The sequence below is a fragment of the Tessaracoccus sp. OH4464_COT-324 genome, from assembly GCF_003932855.1.
GTDB lineage: Bacteria > Actinomycetota > Actinomycetes > Propionibacteriales > Propionibacteriaceae > Arachnia.
Window position 1 is genome coordinate 53,075 of sequence record NZ_RQYZ01000010.1, and the last position, 20,414, is coordinate 73,488.

Sequence of the window (20,414 nt, forward strand, 5' to 3'; positions counted from 1 at the left end):
TGGGGCACACCACCTTCAGTCTTGCGTCGACTCGCGGCCAACGGAGCGCGGCTGTCTTTGAGGTCAGTGCGGGATGCCGATGTCGCTGCGGTTGAAGCCGTCCGCGAAGTCGACGAGCGCTAGATGCCCGTAGGCTGCGGTCCGAGCCGCAGCCAAGTCGGCGCCCAGGCCCACCGTGCCCAGGACGCGCCCGCCGACGGCAGTGAGCACCCCGTCAACCATCCTGGTGCCCGCATGCAGCACGTAGGCATCCGGCCCGTCGTGGGGCAGGACGATCGGACAGCCCGTTTCGGGGGTTCCCGGGTAGCCGCGCGCGGCCGACACCACCACGACTGCGGCCCCGTCGCGCCACTCCAGCGGCGGCAGGCGGGTGAGCCCGCCGGTCGCGGCTGCATACAGCACCCCCGCCAGGTCGGTCCTCAGCAGCGAAAGGACCGCCTGCGTCTCCGGGTCTCCGAAGCGTACGTTGAACTCGATCACTTTGAGCCCCCGGCTGGTGATCGCCAGACCCGCGTACAGCAGGCCGACAAAAGGCGTGCCCCGGGCGGCCAGCTCCGCCAGCGTGGGCCGCACTACGCGTTCCATGACCTCTTCCACCAGGCCCGGCTCCGCCCAGGGCAGCGGGCAGTACGCCCCCATCCCTCCGGTGTTGGGACCCTCGTCGTTGTCGCCGACGCGCTTGAAGTCCTGCGCGGGCAGCAACGCCATCGCCGCAGTGCCGTCACAGACTGCGAACAGCGAAACCTCTGGCCCGTCCAGGAACTCCTCGATGACGACCCGTCCGCAGGCCTCCGCGTGCGCCAGGGCCTGGTCGCGGTCGTCGGTGACCACGACGCCCTTGCCCGCTGCAAGCCCATCGTTCTTCACCACGTAGGGAGGGCCGAAGGCGTCCAGCGCCCGCCGGGCCTCCTCGGCGGTGGTACACAGGAAAGAGCGCGCGGTAGGCACTCCGGCCGCACTCATCACCTCCTTGGCGAACGCCTTGGATCCCTCCAGCCGGGCGGCGGCCGCCGTCGGGCCAAACACCGGAATGCCTGAGGCGAGCAGCCGGTCCCCAACGCCCGCCACCAGCGGCGCCTCCGGCCCCACCACCACCAAATCCACAGCTAGCTCGCGAGCCAACTCCTCCACGGCCTGAGGGTCCGCCGGGTCAATGTCGTGCAACTCCCCCAGAACCGCCAACCCTGGATTCCCGGGAGCACAGTGCAGTTCGCTACCGTCCGAAACCAGCGCGCGGCCAAGCGCATGCTCCCGGCCGCCGCTGCCAAGCAACAAGATCCTCACGCTTGGGTACATTACCCACGCCCGTCGCCGGCCACCAGGGCTTGTTTCGAAAGCGCTTCCGGGACGAGGACACTCCCGGCCCGGCGGTCTTCTCCCCTCCTGCGCTGGCGCGGTGGGCTAGCCCTCCAGCCGATCCAGCTCTGCGTCGATCTCCTTGGCCCGCTGATCCGCCCGCTGGATCAGCAGCCGGAACACGATGATCGCCAGCACAAAGCCCGCGCCCACCGGCACGGCCCACCACCAGCCCCAACCAATCGCGCCCTGGAAGATGGCGATGAACACCGTCGCCAGCATGAACAGCGCGATCAACGCCACCAGGGAAATCGCCAGAGAGCGCATCGTCACACCAGGTCGTTGATGACCACGGCCTCCTCGCGGCCCGGCCCGACGCCGATGCCGGAGATGCGGCAGCCGATGAGTTGCTCCAGTCTGCGCACGTAGGCCTGGCAGTTGACGGGCAACTCGTCGAACGTGCGGCAGCCGGAGATGTCCTCGTGCCACCCGTCGAGGTACTCGTAGACCGGCTTCGCGTGGTGGAACTGCGACTGGGTCATCGGGTAGTGGTCGTGTCGTTCGCCGTCGATCTCGTAAGCCACGCACACCGGGATTCGGTCCCAGCCGTTGAGGATGTCCAGCTTCGTCAGGAACACATCAGTGAAGCCGTTGAGTTTCACCGCCTGCTCCACCAGCACCGCGTCGAACCAGCCGCAGCGACGTGGCCGACCCGTCGTCGCACCGAACTCGTGCCCCTTCGCGCGCAGGGTCTCGCCGTCCGCGTCGAACAACTCCGTGGGGAACGGCCCCTCACCGACGCGGGTGGTGTAGGCCTTGGCGATGCCGATCGCGCGGTCGATTCGGGTGGGGCCAACGCCCCCGCCAGTGGTGGCCCCCGACGCCGTCGGGTTGGACGAGGTGACGTACGGGTAGGTGCCCTGGTCGACGTCGAGATGATGGGCCTGCGCCCCCTCGAACAGCACCACCTTGCCGGCATCGAGCGCATCGTTGATGAACCGCCCGGAGTCCAGGATGTAGGGTCGGATCAGTTCCGCGTGCGCCAGCAGCGACTCGACGATCTCCTCGGCCTGAATCGGGCGCCGGTTGTAGACCTTGACCAGCAGTTCGTTCTTCTGGTCGAGAGCCGCCTCCACCTTCTGGCGCAGGATCGACTCGTCGAGGATGTCTTGCACCCGGATACCCAAGCGGTTGATCTTGTCGGAGTAGCACGGGCCGATGCCGCGGCCGGTGGTGCCGATCCGGCGTTTGCCGAGGAAGCGTTCGGTCACCTTGTCGAGCACCCGGTGGTATTCGGTGATGATGTGTGCGTTGGCGGAAATGAGCGGATGCTCGAACTGCACCTGGCGTTCCCGCAGCGTCGCCAGCTCGGACTGCAGCACGTCGAGGTCGATCACCACGCCGTTGCCGAGCACCGTGGTGGTGTTCGGGTTCAGGATGCCCGACGGCAGCAGGTGCATGACAAACTTCTGGCCGTTAACGACCAGGGTATGACCGGCGTTGTTTCCTCCCGAGTAGCGCACGCACAGATCGACGCGGTCACCCAGCTGGTCAACTGCCTTGCCTTTCCCCTCGTCTCCCCACTGCGCACCGACGACCACAACGCTAGGCATTGCACTCCTTATCCAAGAAATAGGCCCAAAGAGAGCTTTGGGCGCACCAAGTCTACGCCCATGCATGCGCAAGTCCCATTCCTTCTCCAATGGCCGCTCAGCTCCCCGAGCGGCCATTGCACAATCGTTCGCCGCTCCCGGGCGTGGACTCGCCACCGAATAGGCTGGGGCCCAGCTGTTGGTCGCTTGAAAGGGACTCCAATGAAGAAGCTCATTAATTCACCCAGCACCGTGATCTCCGACGCTCTCAAGGGCATCGAGGCCTCCGACGCGAACGTGCGCGTTGACCATGAAAACCGGCTCATCCTGCGCGCCCAGCCCAAGGACGAGGGCAAGGTGGCTCTCATCTCGGGCGGCGGGTCGGGGCATGAGCCGCTGCATGGCGGATTCGTCGGCGAGGGTATGCTCGACGCGGCGTGCGTAGGCGAGGTGTTCACCTCCCCCACCCCGGACCAGATCTACGCAGCCACGGTCTCCACCAACGTCGGCGGTGGCGTGCTGCACATCGTCAAAAACTACACCGGCGATGTGCTGAACTTCGAGATGGGAGCGGAGCTGGCCGCCGCGGAAGGCGTTGAGGTGCGCACCGTCGTCGTGGCCGACGACGTGGCCGTGCAGGACTCGCTCTACACCGCAGGCAGGCGTGGTGTGGGAGCCACCGCGATTCTCGAAAAGATCGTGGGCGCCGCAGCCGAGGAGGGCCGCAGCCTTGACGAGGTGGTTGCCATCGCACAGCGCGTCGCCGACAACTCTCGCTCGATGGGCATGGCGCTGACCTCCTGCGCGGTGCCCGCAGCCGGCAAACCCACCTTCGACCTGCCCGGAGACGAGATGGAGATCGGAATCGGCATCCACGGCGAGCCCGGCCGGCACCGGGAGAAGATGACCGACGCGGCGGACATCGCTCGCCAGCTGGTGGAGCCGATCCTCGCGGACAAGGATTTCGCCGGCTCCGACGTGATCGTGCTGCTCAACGGCATGGGCGGCACACCACTGATCGAGCTGTACGTGATGTACGCCGAGGTGGCTCGGCTGCTCGATGCTGCCGGCGTGCGCATCGCCCGCAACCTGGTAGGCAACTACGTCACCTCCCTGGAGATGGCCGGGTGTTCCGTGTCGCTCGTCGCCGCCGACGAGGAGCTGCTCGCGCTCTACGATGCACCGGTGAAGACCGCTGGACTACGTTGGGGAGCATGATGATCAGCAGCAAGACTGTCGCTCGATGGCTGACGCGTTATGCGCAGCTCGTCGCCGACAACGAGGCTCACCTGACCGAGTTGGACTCACCCATCGGCGACGCCGACCACGGCGCCAACATGAAACGCGGAATGCAAGCGGCGCTTCCCGCGCTGGAGTCCGAGACGATGGGCGGCCAGTTGAAGGGCGTCGCCATGGCGATGCTCAGCAAGGTTGGCGGTACCAGCGGCCCGCTCTACGGCACGTTCTTCCTGAAGGCAGCCACCGCGCTCGGTGACGCCACCGAGGTGGAGCCGCAACGCTTCGCCTCCGCCCTGCGCTCGGGGCTCGACGGGCTGATCGCCCGCGGGAAGACCGAGCTCGACGACAAAACGATGGTCGATGCGCTGGCACCGGCGCTGGACGCGCTCGAAGCCGAAACAGACTGGTCTGCCGCCACCCGGGCCGCAGCCAAGGCGGCCGCCGCCGGGCGCGACCACACCATCGGGCTGCTGGCGCGCAAAGGGAGGGCGTCCTACCTGGGTGAGCGCTCCGTCGGGCACATGGATCCGGGCGCGGCCTCGGCCACGCTGCTTTTCGACGCTCTGATTGAGGAGGAGTAAATGGGAGTCGGCATCGTTGTAGTCTCGCATTCGCGGGCGCTAGCCGAGGCCGCAGTGGAGTTGGCGGACATCATGGTCCAGGACTCGCGGCCCAAGGTGGCGATCGCCGCCGGCTTGTCCGACGGCCGATTCGGCACCGACGCCACCGAGATCATGTCCGCCGTGGAGTCTGTCAACGGCCCGGAAGGCGTCGTACTGTTCGTGGACATGGGTTCAGCCGTGATGAACGCCGAGGCTGCGCTAGAGCTGCTGGGGGTGTCGAGCGAGAAGATCCGCATCCTGGCCGCGCCGTTCGTCGAGGGCATCACCGCCGGCATGGTTCGGGCAGCGATGGGCGGCTCGGTCGATGCGGTGGCCGCTGCGGCGGAGGGCGTGCTGGATGCGAAACTCGTGGCGTTGGGCCGCACCTCGCTGGCCAGCAGCGACGCCCCTGCAGAGGATCAGGAGTCGGTCGAGGCGGAGGTGGTGCTGGTCAACGAGGTAGGGTTGCATGCCCGCCCCGCCACCCGCTTGGCGCAGCTGGCCAGCAAGTTCGACGGCGAGTTGGACGTCTATTTCGAAGACGACGACCCGGCCGACGGGATGTCCGCGATGAGCCTGATGGCGCTTGGCGCGCGCAAGGGCAGCCGTCTCAAGCTGGTGGCTTCTGGCACCGAGGCGCAGCAGTTGTTGGATGCCGTGGTGGAGTTCATTTCTTCCGGAATGGGCGATTAACCACAAAGCGTCTCAGTCGTGCCCGGGCTAGGCTATAGGGCATGACTGAGACGCACCGCAACTTGCTCGCCGCTCAGCAGCGTATAGAGCTGCCTGAGGATCCGGCCGCTCAGGAAGTCCGGGACTCCGGCAAGGATGGTTTCCTCTCCTTGGTGGCCAAGTACCCGCAGTCGTGTCTGCTGTGGGCTCTGCTGGCGGAAGCTTCGCTGCGCGAGGACTCCCTGCCCAATTCGATCAGTGCCTACGCTTTCGCCCGCACCGGCTACCACCGCGGTTTGGACGCGCTGCGCCGTAATGGCTGGCGCGGTTCGGGCCACGTACCGTGGGAGCACGTCCCCAACCGGGGTTTCCTACGGGCGTTGTGGGCGCTCAGCGTCGCCGCTGGCCGGATCGGCGAAACCGGGGAGCAGCAGCGCTGCGCGCAGTTCCTGCGTGACTCATCCGAGACCGCGTTCCGGGAGCTTGCTGGATGATTGTCAATGCGCCCGATGTCGCTCTGGTTTTCGAGGGCGGCGGTATGCGGGCGTCGTTCTCCTCCGGGGTGTTGTCCGCGCTGGTGGAGGGCGGGGTCTTTGCCGGCTGGGTGGGCGGTATCTCTGCGGGGTCGAGCTGTACCGCAAACTATTTGGTTCGAGACTTGGTGCGCACCCGCAGGTCATTCGTGGAGTTCGCGGCCGATCCGAACTTCGGTGGTTTTGGGTCTTGGCTGAGGGGCCGCGGGCTCTTCAACGCTGAGTACATCTATGAGCGGACTGCGGCGCCGGATCAGCCGCTACCCTACGACTTCGAAGCTTTCACCAGCAACCCGACGGCGTTCGCCATTGGCGCCGTTCGCTGCGCGGACGGGGAGATGGTGTACTGGCAGCGCGACGACGTGCGGGGGCTGCCGGACCTGATGAAACGGGTGCGAGCGTCGTCGACGATGCCGCTGCTCATGCCGTGGGCCGAAGTGGATGGCGAATTTTACTGTGATGGGGCGCTGGGTCCGACGGGGGGCTTTGCCCACGACGCGGCCCGCGCCGCCGGGTTTCGGCGGTTCATCGTCGTGGCGACGAGGCCACGGGGCTACGTAAAGGGCCCACAGCGGGCTCCACGCGCGATGCGGGCGCTGCTCAGACGGTTTCCGGCGGTAGCGGATGGCTTGCTGGCCCGCAGCGCCAACTACAACCGTTCCCGCGAGGAGTTGTTGGCGCTCGAAACTGCGGGGGCTGCGCTGCTGATCTTCCCCGACCGGATGCCGATCGACAATTCCGAGCGCGACGTCACGCGGCTGGCGGAAATGTTCGACCTGGGGCTGGCCCAGGGGCGTCGGGAGTTGGCCAGGGTCCGCGAGTTTGCGGGGTTGCAGGCGTCGGCTTAGGACCTGTTTCGGTAGTCAAGTCGGGCGCCACACACCGGATCGGGCGGTTCTCCGTCCCTCATACGTCTTGGCCTGTTTCCCCAGCGCAGGAGGCAGGTGTTGAGCCGCCTACCTCATCCTGCCCGGAGCGAGGGCGCTCCGGGCAGGATTTTCGTAACGTCATTCGCCCCGATGTGTCGCGTGGGTCGCGTCTTTCGGCACGTCGGGCCGGTGGCCGAGAATCGCCAGGATTTCAACTAGTTTCAGTCGTCAGCCTGGCGCTCCACGACGAATAGGTCGCCTGGTTGGCAGTCCAGCGCATCGCACAGGGCTGTCAGGGTGGTGAAGCGGATTGCTCGGGCCCGCTGGTTCTTGAGGATGGACAGGTTAACTGGGGTAACGCCCACCTGCTCAGCCAGCGCGGCCAAAGTGAGCCCGTGTCGCTCCAGCAACTCGTCGAGGCGGCAGGTGACGCGGTGCATTTCCTCGGCCATCTCAGATCAACCCCTCGGTGTCTTCCTGGATCTCCCGGCCGCGCGCGAAGGCGTCGGCCATCCCGGCTAGCAGCAGTGCGATGCCCAGCAGAAAGGCTTCCAGGCTGCCGAATTGCTTGGCCCAGAGGATCTCCGACGACGGGTCGAGTCCGCGCAGCACAGCGGCGTGCAGGAAGCCGTCGGCGAACAGCGGCACCAGGCAGGTCGCGAACGTCAGTGCCGCAGATATCCGCAGCCACAGCGCGTTGCGTTTCCCGAACGGTCTGCCGCTTGCCACGTCGATGAGCACCCTGGTTAGGCAGTAGAGCGCGCCGACGGCCAACGCGGTGAGCAGCACGCCGCGGGCGAGCACCCAGACCGGCAGGGAGCCGGGGAGCTGAGCCACATCGACGTATGCGGCCGGCCAGGCCAGTCGATCTGTGGTGTGCTTGATGGGCACCAGCCAGTTGAGCGGTTGTCCGCGTACGAGCCGGCTAGCAGGGACGACGATCTGCCAGGCCGCGACGGTCAGGCCCACCAGTATGCAGACGATCGCGGCGAATCTGCTGTCCTTCAGTTCTTTCATGGTCACTCCTTCACTCGAAGCCCTATATCGAGAAACGATAGCATCGATTTTCGATGTATGCAACGTTTTTCGATATGCCGTGCTCCTGCTCGCCCGCGCGGAGAGCGCCGACTAGGACGATCAATGGGCACGCGCGTAAACTTTCTGCGGCCCAGAACCGAAGAGGAGCTCCCATGCCTAAACGCGACGACCTGCGCAACGTCGCAATCATCGCCCACGTTGACCACGGGAAAACCACGCTGGTGGACTCGATGCTGTGGCAGTCCGGCGCCTTCCGCGAGGGCGCGGACATCGACACCCGAGTGATGGACTCGATGGACCTCGAACGCGAGAAGGGCATCACCATCCTCGCGAAGAACACTGCGGTCAGGCACCGACGGCCGGACGGCACCGAAGCCGTCATCAACATCATCGACACCCCCGGACACGCCGACTTCGGCGGCGAGGTGGAACGTGGCCTGGAGATGGTCGACGGTGTGCTGCTGCTCGTCGATGCCTCCGAGGGGCCGCTCCCCCAGACCCGTTTCGTGCTGCGCAAGGCGCTCGCCAAACAGCTGCCGATCATCGTCGTGGTGAACAAGGTTGATCGCGCCGACGCCCGGATCAGCGCGGTCGTCGAGGAGACCTACGAGCTCTTCATGGATCTTATTGATGACGACGCAGCCGACCTGCTCGACTTCCCCATCGTCTACGCATCTGCGAAAGCCGGCCGAGCGTCGCTCAGCCAACCCGAAGACGGTCAGATGCCCGACTCCGACACACTCCAGCCGCTGTTCGACGCACTCTTCAAACACATCCCCGCCCCCTCCTACGAGGAGGGCGCGACGCTGCAGGCTCACGTCACGAACCTCGACGCTTCGCCTTACCTCGGCAGGCTCGCGCTGCTGCGCGTCGTGGGCGGCGAACTGCGCCGCGGACAGCAGGTGGCCTGGTGCCGCGTCGACGGCAGCGTGCAGACAGTCAAGTTGACCGAGCTGCTGATGACCGAGGCCCTGGAGCGCAAGCCAGCCGAGGCGGCCGGCCCGGGCGACATCGTCGCCATCGCCGGTATCCCGGACATCATGATCGGCGAGACCATCTCCGACCCTGACAACCCACTGCCCCTGCCGCTCATCCACGTCGATGAGCCCTCGATCTCCATGACGATCGGCATCAACACCTCCCCCTTGGCTGGCAAATCCGGAAAGAACCTGACCGCTCGTCTCGTGAAGGCGCGCTTGGATCAGGAGCTAGTGGGCAACGTCTCGATCCGGGTGCACGGCACCGACCGCCCCGACACGTGGGAGGTTCAGGGCCGCGGCGAGCTGCAACTGGCGATCCTCGTCGAGATGATGCGCCGCGAGTCGTTCGAACTCACCGTTGGCAAGCCCCAGGTGGTGACCAAGATGATCGACGGCACGCTGCACGAACCGATCGAGCGACTCACAGTTGATGTCCCCGAGGAGTTCCTGGGCACGGTGACCCAGCTCATGGGCCTCAGGCGCGGACGCATGGCGACGATGGTTAACCACGGCACCGGCTGGGTGCGGGTCGAGTTCCTCGTGCCCGCGCGCGGCCTGATCGGCTTCCGCACGGAGTTCCTCACGGAGACGCGGGGCACCGGCATCATGCACCACGTGGCCGAGGGCTACGAGCCATGGGCGGGCGACTTCCGCACGCGCCCGACAGGCTCCCTCGTGGCCGACCGCTCCGGCGTCGTCACCTCCTACGCACTGTTCAACCTGCAAGAACGCGGCACCATGTTCGTCTCCCCCGGCGCCGAGGTGTATGAGGGAATGATCGTCGGTGAAAATCCGCGCGCCGAGGACATGGACGTGAACCCCACCAAGGAGAAGAAGCTCACCAACGTCCGCTCCTCCACCGGCGAGGAGCTCGAACGTCTGGTTCCCGCGAGGGTGATGTCGATGGAGCAGGCGTTGGAGTTCTGCGCAGGCGACGAGTGCTTGGAGGTGACTCCCGACATCGTCCGCATCCGCAAGGTGGTGCTCAGCGCGAACGAGCGCTCCAAGATCCGCAACCGGGCAAAAAAGGCCTAGGAATCGCTTCGAAAGTCCCACCTGGCGGCGGAAGCCCGGCGGGGAGGCCTGGATCCTCACCCATCCTGGCTCGTGCACCCGGTCCCGCTACCATCCTCTCCGCGCAACTCAGCCAGCTCACGGCGCAGGTTCTCTCTAGCCGGGGCCTCCCAGTGGGTGCGGCCGTGGCCCGTGTGAAAGATGTATTCCTGATCGAGTAGGCCCGCGAGGAACCGGACCCGGCCGGCGCGGAACTCCTCGTCGCTCAGTTGCGGTAGCTCGTCGCGAATGGCCCGCGAGGCGGAGCGATAGGTCTTCCAGTCGCGGGCCAGCGCGCGCATGTCCGCGTCGCTCAGCCTGGCTCCCGCGTCATCGCCGGGGGCGGGGTCGTGGGTCGCGGTGAGCAGGATCAGCCGGACCACCTCGTCGAGCTCGCCCGGGGTCAGCACGCCGGTCAGCAGCCTACGGGCCACGCGGGCCGAGGCCATCTCGTCGTCGGGGCTGGTGTTGGTATGCACGGCATCGTGACACCAGAAGGCGATCAGTTCCAAGCGGCTGGCGCCCAACTCAGCCAGCGTCATGAGCCCGTGGGCCAGGTGACCGTGACCGTGGTAGCGACGATGCGGCTCACGCCACCTGCGGAGCAACTCGTCCTGAATATGCTCTGGCAAACCCGCAGTCACCACAGTCGGTTCACCCCGTGTGCCGCTCCCGCGCAAGCTGCGGCCCACAGAAAGCTGACGAAGGTGCCGATGATGAATAGCTCGCCGAGCCTTGGGTCGTTGCCTGACCGAAGCTCCGGATACCGCCCGAGACCCTTGAGCCCGAGCACCACCGCGATCCCCCCTGGGAAGCCCGTCATGAGGCTCGCGTAGACGGCCAACCGTTCCAACACCCCGATCCAGCGTCCCCCGGGCAGTTTGTCCTGCACCTGTATCAGGGTCGGGTCGGCCTTGGGCCTGGGCGGATCCGCACGCCTGAGCACCGCTCGGACCACGCCGTTTCCGGAGACGGCCACCAGCGCAAGCACCGTGATCGTCACGCCTTTCAGGATCAACTCCACCCAGCCCCCTTAAGGTAATATCTGAATATGTCAGATATTAAGTCTTTTACTTCATCCGTGGCGCTGCTGGCCGATATCGTCGGCTCCCGCACCGTTGATCGAGCCAAGGCGCACGCTGAACTGCTGCACGCCATCCGGCTGACCAATGACAACGTAGCGCAGTTGGACCCACTACGTGTGACGGTGGGCGACGAGTTGCAAGGTGTCTACCCGACGATGGGGCAAGCCTTCCGGGCGATCTTCAGCCTGCGCGCCCATTCATCGGTGGAGTTGCGCTTCGGGCTCGGCGGCGGGACGGTGCGCATCATTGACGGCCCGCGGGGCATTCAGGACGGCAGCGCCTGGGTTCGGGCACGCGGCGCCATCGAGCGCGCCGAGTGGTTGGCAGCGCAGCCCGGTTACCGGGGGGTGCGAACCGCCATCGATGATGCCCGAACTGTCGCCAACCCGCTGGTTGGGCCGCTGTCCCAGCTCGCCGACGCACAGCTCGCGCGGTTGAGCCCCGGAGCGACCGAGAGCCTATACGGGCTGCTGGCCGGGGAATCCAACGCCGACGTAGCCCACCGGCTGGGGATCTCTCCCTCTGCGAACTCGCAGCGGGTCGCCACCAACGCGCTGCGCCCGCTGGCGGCCGCGATCGAGAGCCTGTTCCTGCTGGGCTAGTTCACCCGACGGGGCGCCCGTCGCGCAGCCCGAAGCGGAACTGCCTGATCCCCGTGTGCACTGCTACGCCGCATGCCAGGCAGATCAGCCCGACCAGCACGGCCACCACCGCAGGATAGGCTCCGTTGAAGCCGCTCGCCGACAGATGGCGGGTCAGGATGCCCGCCAGCGCCCAAACCAGGACGAGCGCGATAGAGGCTTCTCGGAGCCGCCAGGCGAGAGCGCCGCCCAGCGCGCTACCCACGAACAACGCGGCATAGAGCCAGCCAACCTCCCCAAAGATTGCCCAGCCGAAGCGCAGGCTCACCAACCACGCTAGGAGGTTCGCCAAGACGGCAACGGTGATCCATCCCAGGTAGATCATGAAGGGCAGACGGGTCGCGACATAGTCTGCCCGGCTGCGCTCCCGGGCGGCGAACTGCGTTCGACACAGCCTCGCTATCAGCAGCAGGCAGACCCACAGGCAGACGATGGCGACGAAACTCAGCCCGATGAGCCGGAAGTGCCAGCTCAGGATCCACGCGCAGTTGGCCACACAGGAGGCCACAACGAGCGCCGCCAGCCGGTCGAGATGTCCAGCGTCAAGCTGAGTGTTCCTTCCGGGCAGTTGATACCAGGCGTAGAGCGCCAGCCCCAAGTAGATCACTGTCCAGATGAAGAACGTGTGTCCTGCAGGAGTGAACAGCGTGGGATACGCCGCGGACACCTCGCCGGTGGTGTTTCCGCCCAGGGAGAAGATGTTGGCTGCGGCGTTCAGGGCGATGGTAACCGCCACTGCCACGAGGGCAAACCAACGCCACCCGCCGGCGCTCGCCGAACTCGAGGTTGTGGACATAACTACCTCCTTTGGCCGAGCATAACCGATTGTCCCCCGCCTGGCGGGAAAAGACGAGTGTGGGGCACGCCAACGGCATGCCCCACACTCGCTCGATCGCTATCAGACTCCGGTACGCGGCAGCTTCGGCTTGGCCGGCTTGCTCGGAGCCGGCTTGCTCGGAGCCGGCTGGCTCGGAGCCGGCTTACTCGGTCCAGGCCGGGGCGTCGGGTCTGGGCTCGGCGTCGGATCCGGGACAGGGGCCGGGTCTGGGCTCGGCGTCGGATCCGGGACAGGGGCCGGGTCTGGGCTCGGCGTCGGATCCGGGACAGGAGCCGGATCTGGGCTCGGCGTCGGATCCGGGACAGGGGCCGGGTCTGGGCTCGGCGTCGGATCCGGGACAGGAGCCGGGTCTGGGCTCGGCGTCGGGTCCGGGACAGGGGTATCGGCAATTACCCGGAGCATCACCGGCTCAGTCGCAATACTCCCCGACGGGTTGGTAGCCACGGCCTTGAACAGCGCCCCATTCAACTCCTTCGTGGCCGTGAACTCTAGCTTCAGTCCCTCGCCGACACTCTCCCAAATCGGGTCATCGTCGAGCGGAGCGACGTCGGCCGCACCTTCCGTATCGGCCTTCGGCAGCGCTCGGAGCCACTCCACACCGGGCGTGGGCAAACCGTCGACCGCCACTTCAAAGGCAGCCTGCTCGCCCTCCTTCACCTCGATGGGCTTCGGCTGAGCGGTGAAACTCGGCTCCGAGACCACGACGATGCTCAGGGGATCCGTGGCGGCTTCCCCGGCCTCGTTAACGGCAACCGCTCGCACTACCCACTGGTTGTGCTCGGCAGCAACTTCCAGCGTGAACTCCGGCCCCTTGGCCTCCAGATCCACCCAGTTGGCGCCCTCCTGCGTCCAGTCTCCGGTGTTTCGCTGCCACGTGATCTCGGGAGCCGGTGTGCCCGCGGCCTCAACCGCCAAGCGCAAGGTGGCCCCCAGTTTCACCTGAACAGCAGGCCGATCGCTGGTGATGGGTTTGATGTCTTCGGCCGGCTCTCCGCTGATCTCCAACTCGCTGATCTCCGGCGCGGAACTCGGCTTCTTCCCGAAAACCTCCACCTCCGCCAGGGCGAGCTGCTTGGAGGTTCCCGGCAGCACGACCCGCAGGTAGCGACCCTTCTTGCCTGCCATCTGCACCACGCTCGGGTAGCCGGCTACTCCCGGAACTTGAACGGCCTGCACGTCGGGGTTGACCATCTGCTGCGAGAGCGGAACCTCAGGGAATGGCTTCTCCGAGACCAGGAGGACGAAATCCTTCAGTCGTTGATCGCAGCTCTCCGCGCCACACCTGTCCAGGTTGGACCGGTTCCAGACGTTGACCTCCGTGAGGTCGTACGACTTGCCGAGATCAACCTCCCACCAGGGATCAGTGGCATGAGCGGTGTGGCTCACAGACTGGTTATCCCACACCCCGTCGGTGTTTCCGTCGTTTGCCCGGCTCGCAAGGCCACCCCAGCCGGTCGAGATCTGCCGTGAGGGCTTGTTGAGAGCCAGGTTTGCAGCTGCCTCACGCACAGTGAGCAGAGCAGATTCAGAACGCTGTTCACCGAGCGCGTTTGTTGCCACCACGAAGTACCTTGCCTCATTGTCAGACAGCTGGGCCTCGAAGCTGAGCGTGGGGGATGTCTCCCCCTCAAGCTTGCGCTCCTTGCCAGCCGATACTCGATACCACTGGTAAGTGGGAGCAGGCCGACCAACCGCCCTAGCCCTGAACTCCACTTCCGCGCCCTCGACGACCGACTGGCTCATCGGCTGCACCACGAATTCCGGCGCGCTATCCTCTGCGCTCTCGGCCGAGACCTCGACCTTACTCACCCGAACGCCCAGCGGAGTGGCGTAGTAGACGGGCTTAGCCAACTCCAGTCGAATGCGCGCCACCTGATTCGGCTCCAGCTTGAATCCTTCGCCAACGGAACCGTCCAGCAGCTCCTGTCCGGTGACCTCCACCGAGTTGTCGCCAAACCAGACCCGGTACTTCGTTTCCGGAGCGAGCCCACTGGCCGTGAATGTCAGCTGAACGCTGTCGACGGCCTTGTCACTGTCACCGAGAACGTAAGAGTCCACCGCTACGGGATAGCGCTTTGCCCCATTCCTGCTCAACAGGTCGCTGCCCTCGATGACCCCCGACCCCTTGACCAGCCGGACGGTCTGTTGCGGGACCATCCGGGGTGTTCCGTCGAGTTCCACCTTGATCACGTTCATGAAGGAGTCGGGCGCATCACCGTCGAGGGTGACGCTCAATTCTGCACCGGTCTGTGTGAATTCGAGAGCTTTGCCACCGTCGATGGCGACCGAACGAACCTTGTTGGCCAGTCCGGCCAGGCTCACCTTTCGGCCGCCACTCCAAGTGCTCTTCGGCACGAAGAAGTACAGTGCATTGTCGTTGGCGGTGATCCGTCCCCATTCCGGGACGGGGAACCAGGTGGCCTGGGCACCGGAAATCGCCTTGGGGTGCCGCTTCATCCATTCTCCGATGTTATCCAGGACCCGCTGATCGTACGGGTCGAAGGAACCATCGCCCTTGGGGCCGACATTGTAGGCGAACTGGCCGCCGCCAGAGACAACTGTCACCAGGCCATCGATTGCCGAGATCGTCTTGCGCTCCAGGGATTCCTCCGAGCGGTTAGCCTTAGAGGTGTTGCAGTAGCTCCAGCAGGCCGGGAAAATCGAAAGGATTGACTCCCACGGGCCGATGCGGAAGTCGCGCGGTACCGCGTTGTCGCCGCCCACCTCGAAGTCCCCCTTATCGTTCCACACACGGGAGTTCACGACCGTGACATCCGGCTGATGTTGCCTGACCCGGTCAGCCATTCGTGCCGACTGGTCGGCGGTGGGCGCGCCCATGTCGAACCAGAACTCCGCGATTGGCCCGTAACCGGTCATCAACTCGTCGATCTGCGCCAGGATGTAGGGCATCATCGACTCGGGGATTGGGTTGAGGTTTCGGTAGGGCTCGGCCTCGTGCTTGGTCCAGTCGATGATCGAGAAGTAGAACGCCAGTTTGACGTCCACCTTGGCACACTCCTGCTGCAATTGCTTCAAGGGATCCTTGCCGAAGGCAGTCTTCTTGACGACGTTGTAGTCCGTGGTCTTGGTATCCCACATCGCGAAGCCGTCGTGGTGCTTCGTGGTGATCATGACGTAGTTCATACCTGCGTTTTTGGCGGTGCGGCACACGTGGCCCGCGTCCCACTTCTCCGCAGTCATCTTCGCCGCTTCCTGAAGATAGACGTCATCGGGGATCTTCATCCAGGCTTTGATCTGCTCGGGATAGCCGATGCCCTGCGGGGTGCCGTTGTAGCTGCCCGCGAACATCGAGTACACACCCCAGTGCATGAACAGGCCGAACTGCAGTTTCTGCCAGTTCGCGATGCGCTCGGAGTCGCTGTGCGGGACGACGGCGGGGACTCCCTTCACCTCGTCGAGATCCACCTCACCTGTGTTCAGCACGGCCCTGGCTGGCGTGGCTACCATCGCCAACATCAGAGCCACCGAAACGATTAGTCCTAGAAATCGTCTTCTCATGACTTCCCTGTCAACTCGTGCGGCCGGGTACTCCTTCGTGCCCGGCATCTGAGTGAACGTTAACACTGGCTGCCGGAGCCCACAGCCGAATTGAGAAAACCCTTCAAAACTTCCTTGAAGGATTAACTATCGTGCGTAGTGGGCGCCGAATGCTCCGCGCAAAAAACTTCGCACTCCGGGCAACCCACCAGCTGGGCCTTGCACGCGATGTCGGCGCAGTCGCTCACCCAGTTCGTCGAGTTGGAGCAGCTGGGACACTCCCCGAGCACCTTGGTGTCCGGGCCGAAGTCGATGACCTTGCGACGATCGAAAACGTAGAGTGCCCCCTCCCAAAGACCGGAGTTACCGAACGCCTCGCCGTAGCGCACGATCCCGCCGTCGATCTGATAGACCTGCTCAAAGCCCCGATTGCGCATCAGCGCGCTGAGCACCTCGCAGCGGATCCCGCCCGTGCAGTAGGTGACCACCGGCTGACCCTTCAGGTGGTCATATTTACCCGAGTCGAGCTCACCAATGAAATCACGCGTGGTGGCCACGTCGGGCACGACGGCATTCCTGAACCTGCCGACCGCAGCCTCGTATGCGTTGCGCCCGTCGAAGAACACCGTCTCCGGATGCTCCACGACGAGTTGGTTAACCTCCTCCGGCTTGAGGTGTATCCCACCACCGACCACACCGTCGGGACCAACCCGCACCTCGTCGGGCACCCCGAACGTGACGATTTCCCTGCGGTGTTTGACGCTCAGTCTCGGGAAGTCATCGGCACAACCCACGGACCACTTGAACTCGGTGCCCTTAAACCCCGGGTACTCTTTAAATTTGCGGACATAACGCTTCAACGACCCAAGTTCACCGCCCAAAGTTCCGTTGATCCCGTGCTCGGAAACGATGATCCTGCCCGTCAGCCCCAGCGCCTCCGCCAAAGCGTGCTGCCACAACCGAACCGCCTCGGGATCCCGCAGTGGAGTGAACTTGTAGAACAGAATCACTTTCTCCATGCGGTCATTCTCGCACCTTTCGCTGAGCCCAGCCGGGCCACCGCTAGCATGGGCTCATGCTTGACGAGGATGTCCTAACCGATGCCGCAGTATCCCGGGTGAAGCGCTGGCTGGCCCGCCCCAAGAAACAACGTGACAAGTCGGCTCAGCGACTAGCCGCGCTGCTGCAGGACCGAGACGGGCTACAGTTCGCCATCGACTTCGTGGACCGCGTCATCCGGCCGGAGGACGGCCGCGTCAGCGCCAAAGAGTTCGCCCGGCTGAGCGGCAAGGCCCCCCGATTCCTGGAGAACCACCTACGCCTCGGCGTGCGCGCCGGCGGAATCGCTGCCCGAGTGGCACCCGCCGTCGTAGTGCCCGCAGCGAAGGCTGCCATGCGCCAGATGGTGAGCCACCTCGTCATCGACGCCACGGAGCACAAGCTCACCAAACACCTGCGCCGCCTGCGCGAAACCGGGGTGACGCTGAACGTGAACCTGCTCGGCGAGGCCGTCCTCGGCCGCCAGGAAGCCGACCACCGGCTGGCCGGCACGGAAACCCTGCTCAGCCGAGCGGACGTCGACTACGTCTCCATCAAGGTCTCCTCTGTCGCACCCCAGCTGAACATGTGGGCATTCGACCAAACCGTCGAAGAAGTGATCGAGCGGCTCATCCCCCTGTATCGCATCGCCGCAGAGCACGGAAAGTTCATCAACCTGGATATGGAGGAATATCGCGACCTCGATCTGACGCTCGCGGTCTTCATGGGCGTACTGAGCCGCCCAGAGTTCCACCAGCTCCACGCCGGGATCGTGCTGCAGACCTACCTGCCCGACGCTCTCGACGCCTACCGCCGCCTAGCCGACTTCGCCCGGCGGCGAGTCGCCGATGGCGGCGCGAGGATCAAGATCCGGATCGTGAAGGGCGCCAACCTGGCGATGGAGAGAGTAGACGCCGCGCTGCACGGCTGGCCGCTGACCACTTGGAACTCCAAGGCCCTGAGCGACGCCAACTACAAGCGCGTTCTGCGCCGCGCACTCGAACCGCAGAACGCTGCCGCGGTCCGCATCGGCGTCGCGGGCCACAACCTGTTCGACCTCGCCTACACCATCGAACTCGCCAATGCGCACGGCACCGCCGAGGCACTCGACGTCGAGATGCTGCTCGGCATGGCCGAGGAACACCTCGACGCGATTCGCCTGGACCTGCCCCGCGTCGTGCTGTACACGCCCGTCGTGAAGCCGGCCGACTTCAACGCGGCCGTCGCATACCTCATCCGACGCCTGGAGGAGAACGGCTCGGGCGAGAACTTCATGTCCGGCATGTTCGAGCTCAGCGACCCTGCCGTATTCGCCCGAGAGGAGGGCCGCTTCCGCGCCTCCCTGGAGCTGATGGCAGCCGACGATGCGGCGGGTGACCCCGTCGCGAACCGCCGCCAGGACCGCCTAGCCGACGTCGGCCGTCCCCAGCCGGAAAACTTCTGCAACGAGCCCGACACCGACCCATCCCTCGCCGCCAACCGGCAGTGGGCGGCGGCGATCATCGAGCGCGTCCCGGGCTGCACGCTCGGCGCCGAGCTGGTTGAACACTCGGCCGTCAACGGCGTGGAGCCGATGCTGACCGCCGCACTCGCCGCCCAACCCGCCTGGGCCGATCGGGGGGCCGAAGGGCGTCGTGACGTGCTGTACGCGGCCGCTGACGAGCTGGCCCGCCGCCGCGGCGAGCTGATCGAGGTGATGGCCCACGAAACCGGCAAGACCATCGTCGAGGGTGATGTCGAGGTGTCCGAGGCCATCGACTTCTGCCGCTACTACGCGGACTCCGCGCTGTCCCTGGAGGACATCGTCGGCGCCCGGCCCATGCCGGTGGGCGTCACCCTCGTCGTCCCCCCCTGGAACTTCCCGTGCGCTATCCCCTGCGGCGGCGTCGTCGCTGCGCTGGCCACCGGCTCGTCGGTGGTCATCAAGCCCGCCCCACAGTCCGCCCGCACAGCAGCCGTGCTCGTCGAGGCGCTCTGGGCAGCGGGCGTGCCTCGCGACGTGTTGCATTTCGCCCCGCTCGGCGAGGGAGATCAGGCCAGGGCGCTGATCACAGACGAGCGGGTAGGGCGCCTGATCTTCACCGGCTCGTCCGAGACCGCCGGGCTGTTCCTGTCGTGGCGGCCTGAACTCACCCTGGTGGGCGAGACCAGCGGCAAGAACGGTATCATCGTCACCCCCGACGCCGACCTCGACCTAGCCGCCAACGACCTAGCCCGGAGCGCCTTCATGCACGCCGGACAGAAGTGTTCGGCCGCCTCGCTGGGCATCCTGGTGGGTTCCGTGGGTCGTTCCGAGCGTTTCCTGCGCCAGCTGGTGGATGCCGTAGAGACGCTGTGCGTCGGCTATCCCGACGATGCCCGCGTGCACGTCGGCCCCATCATCGAGCCTGCTGCCGGCAAACTGGAGCGCGCGCTGACCACCCTGGAGGTCGGCGAACGCTGGCTGCTGCAGCCGAAGCGGCTCGACGACACGGGCCGCCTCTGGCGCCCCGGAATCCGCGTGGGCGTGGTACCCGGCTCGTACACCCACCGTACCGAGTTCTTTGGCCCGCACCTGTCGCTGATCGCCGTCGAGACGCTGGATGAGGCCATCGCGGTGCAAAACGGCACAGACTACGGCCTCACGGCAGGCATCCACTCGCTGGACGCCGACCAGGTAGCCACCTGGTGTGAGCGCGTCGAGGCCGGCAACCTGTACGTGGGCCGCGGGATCACCGGAGCCATCGTTCGACGCCAGCCGTTCGGCGGCTGGAAACTCTCGCAGGTCGGCCCCGGCGCGAAGGCCGGCGGCCCAAACTACCTGGCCACGCTCGTCGACTGGGAGGCGGTCGAGTATCCCAGCGACGGCGCCTTCCTGCGCGCGGCCCAGGATGACGACCTGTTGGTATGGGAGTCCGAACTCGGGCTGTCACGCGACGTCTCCGCGCTCGGGGTGGAGCGCAACGTGTTCCGCTACCGCCCAACCTCAGAGGTGCTGGTGCGCGTGGCGGACAACGCCCGCCACGTCGAACTCCAGCGAGTGCTAAGCGCAGCGGTGCGCACCGGATCGCGAATCCGGCTGTCCAGCAACATCCCACTCGACCGCCCCGAGGAGCAGTTCCCGGCGATCGTGGAGTACATCGTCGAGGATGATCGGGAATTCCATGAGCGCCTCGCCCAGCCCCGGGCGCTGGAACCGCGCTTCGACCTGGACCAGGTGCGCCGCATCCGGTTGGTGGGCTCCGATCCGCAGTTGAGGCGACTGCTCGCAGGTGACCCGAAGGTGGCGGTCTACGACCAGCCTGTCACCGCGTCGGGTCGCCTGGAGATGCTGCCGTTCCTGCGCGAGCAGGCGGTCAGCGTGACGGCACACCGCTACGGTAACCCCGATCCTAGATTCGTCAACCTCACCGTCTAAGGGCAGCGAAAGTCGCGCTGGCCACGGCGCGCCTGGCCGGGCG

General features: G+C 65.7%; 18 protein-coding genes. 8 read left to right on the plus strand and 10 right to left on the minus strand.

All coding sequences use genetic code 11. The features are described 5' to 3' along the window. Nucleotides 1-63: 63 nt before the first annotated feature. The 3 genes from purD to EII42_RS07215 form a co-directional block, all read right to left on the minus strand. A complete protein-coding gene (purD, locus tag EII42_RS07205; RefSeq protein WP_125171445.1) occupies nt 64-1,284 on the minus strand; it encodes a phosphoribosylamine--glycine ligase in 1,221 nt (406 codons plus the stop codon). A gap of 117 nt (nt 1,285-1,401) precedes the next feature. Beyond that, nucleotides 1,402-1,629, minus strand: a complete 228-nt coding sequence (locus EII42_RS07210; RefSeq protein WP_125171446.1) for a hypothetical protein — start codon at nt 1,627-1,629, stop codon at nt 1,402-1,404. Then, nucleotides 1,626-2,909, minus strand: a complete 1,284-nt coding sequence (locus EII42_RS07215; RefSeq protein ID WP_199729824.1) for an adenylosuccinate synthase — start codon at nt 2,907-2,909, stop codon at nt 1,626-1,628. The genes EII42_RS07210 and EII42_RS07215 overlap by 4 nt, the downstream gene beginning before the upstream one ends. Nucleotides 2,910-3,110: 201 nt before the next feature. On the opposite strand from EII42_RS07215, the gene dhaK reads away from it, so the two are divergent. Genes dhaK through EII42_RS07240 form a run of 5 tightly spaced genes read left to right on the plus strand, consistent with a single transcriptional unit; the run spans nt 3,111 to nt 6,782 of the window. Next, nucleotides 3,111-4,106: a dihydroxyacetone kinase subunit DhaK gene (gene dhaK / locus EII42_RS07220; protein WP_125171447.1), complete on the plus strand. Its 996-nt coding sequence runs from the start codon at nt 3,111-3,113 to the stop codon at nt 4,104-4,106. After that, nucleotides 4,094-4,708: a dihydroxyacetone kinase subunit DhaL gene (gene dhaL / locus EII42_RS07225; protein WP_199729825.1), complete on the plus strand. Its 615-nt coding sequence runs from the start codon at nt 4,094-4,096 to the stop codon at nt 4,706-4,708. The genes dhaK and dhaL overlap by 13 nt, the downstream gene beginning before the upstream one ends. Continuing rightward, nucleotides 4,709-5,422, plus strand: coding sequence for a dihydroxyacetone kinase phosphoryl donor subunit DhaM (gene dhaM / locus EII42_RS07230; protein ID WP_125171448.1), 714 nt, complete (start codon nt 4,709-4,711; stop codon nt 5,420-5,422). Between the two features lie 41 nt (nt 5,423-5,463). Next, nucleotides 5,464-5,895 carry a DUF3151 domain-containing protein gene (locus tag EII42_RS07235; RefSeq protein WP_125171449.1) on the plus strand — a complete coding sequence of 144 codons (432 nt, stop codon included), beginning with the start codon at nt 5,464-5,466 and terminating at the stop codon, nt 5,893-5,895. Further along, nucleotides 5,892-6,782, plus strand: coding sequence for a patatin family protein (locus tag EII42_RS07240; RefSeq protein ID WP_125171450.1), 891 nt, complete (start codon nt 5,892-5,894; stop codon nt 6,780-6,782). The genes EII42_RS07235 and EII42_RS07240 overlap by 4 nt, the downstream gene beginning before the upstream one ends. Nucleotides 6,783-7,024: 242 nt before the next feature. Here the strand turns inward: EII42_RS07240 and EII42_RS07245 are convergent, their stop codons facing one another. Together EII42_RS07245 and EII42_RS07250 are read right to left on the minus strand one after the other, a co-directional pair. After that, on the minus strand, nt 7,025-7,255 hold the full coding sequence (locus EII42_RS07245) for a helix-turn-helix transcriptional regulator (RefSeq protein WP_199729826.1): 231 nt from the start codon (nt 7,253-7,255) through the stop codon (nt 7,025-7,027). 1 nt (nt 7,256) lies between these two features. Then, nucleotides 7,257-7,820, minus strand: coding sequence for a DUF2975 domain-containing protein (locus EII42_RS07250; protein ID WP_125171451.1), 564 nt, complete (start codon nt 7,818-7,820; stop codon nt 7,257-7,259). A gap of 173 nt (nt 7,821-7,993) precedes the next feature. On the opposite strand from EII42_RS07250, the gene typA reads away from it, so the two are divergent. After that, nucleotides 7,994-9,856, plus strand: a complete 1,863-nt coding sequence (gene typA / locus EII42_RS07255) for a translational GTPase TypA (RefSeq protein WP_125171452.1) — start codon at nt 7,994-7,996, stop codon at nt 9,854-9,856. Between the two features lie 56 nt (nt 9,857-9,912). Here typA and EII42_RS07260 read toward each other — a convergent pair whose 3' ends face one another. Together EII42_RS07260 and EII42_RS07265 are read right to left on the minus strand one after the other, a co-directional pair. Then, nucleotides 9,913-10,518: a metal-dependent phosphohydrolase gene (locus EII42_RS07260; RefSeq protein ID WP_125171453.1), complete on the minus strand. Its 606-nt coding sequence runs from the start codon at nt 10,516-10,518 to the stop codon at nt 9,913-9,915. After that, nucleotides 10,515-10,898 (minus strand): hypothetical protein, encoded by a 384-nt coding sequence (locus tag EII42_RS07265; RefSeq protein WP_125171454.1) that lies wholly within the window; start codon nt 10,896-10,898, stop codon nt 10,515-10,517. The genes EII42_RS07260 and EII42_RS07265 overlap by 4 nt, the downstream gene beginning before the upstream one ends. A gap of 27 nt (nt 10,899-10,925) precedes the next feature. Between EII42_RS07265 and EII42_RS07270 the strand changes: the two genes are divergently transcribed. Next, entirely contained in the window at nt 10,926-11,561 is a 636-nt protein-coding gene (locus EII42_RS07270; protein ID WP_125171455.1) for a SatD family protein, read from the plus strand. Between the two features lies 1 nt (nt 11,562). Here EII42_RS07270 and EII42_RS07275 read toward each other — a convergent pair whose 3' ends face one another. The 3 genes from EII42_RS07275 to EII42_RS07285 form a co-directional block, all read right to left on the minus strand. Continuing rightward, nucleotides 11,563-12,396 carry a tryptophan-rich sensory protein gene (locus tag EII42_RS07275; protein WP_125171456.1) on the minus strand — a complete coding sequence of 278 codons (834 nt, stop codon included), beginning with the start codon at nt 12,394-12,396 and terminating at the stop codon, nt 11,563-11,565. A 102-nt stretch (nt 12,397-12,498) separates the two neighbouring features. Next, nucleotides 12,499-15,915 (minus strand): alpha-L-fucosidase, encoded by a 3,417-nt coding sequence (locus tag EII42_RS07280; RefSeq protein WP_233558310.1) that lies wholly within the window; start codon nt 15,913-15,915, stop codon nt 12,499-12,501. Nucleotides 15,916-16,079: 164 nt separating this feature from the next. Beyond that, entirely contained in the window at nt 16,080-16,955 is an 876-nt protein-coding gene (locus EII42_RS07285) for a rhodanese-related sulfurtransferase (protein ID WP_125171458.1), read from the minus strand. Nucleotides 16,956-17,011: 56 nt separating this feature from the next. Between EII42_RS07285 and EII42_RS07290 the strand changes: the two genes are divergently transcribed. Continuing rightward, nucleotides 17,012-20,371, plus strand: a complete 3,360-nt coding sequence (locus EII42_RS07290; protein ID WP_125171459.1) for a proline dehydrogenase family protein — start codon at nt 17,012-17,014, stop codon at nt 20,369-20,371. Nucleotides 20,372-20,414 lie beyond the last annotated feature (43 nt).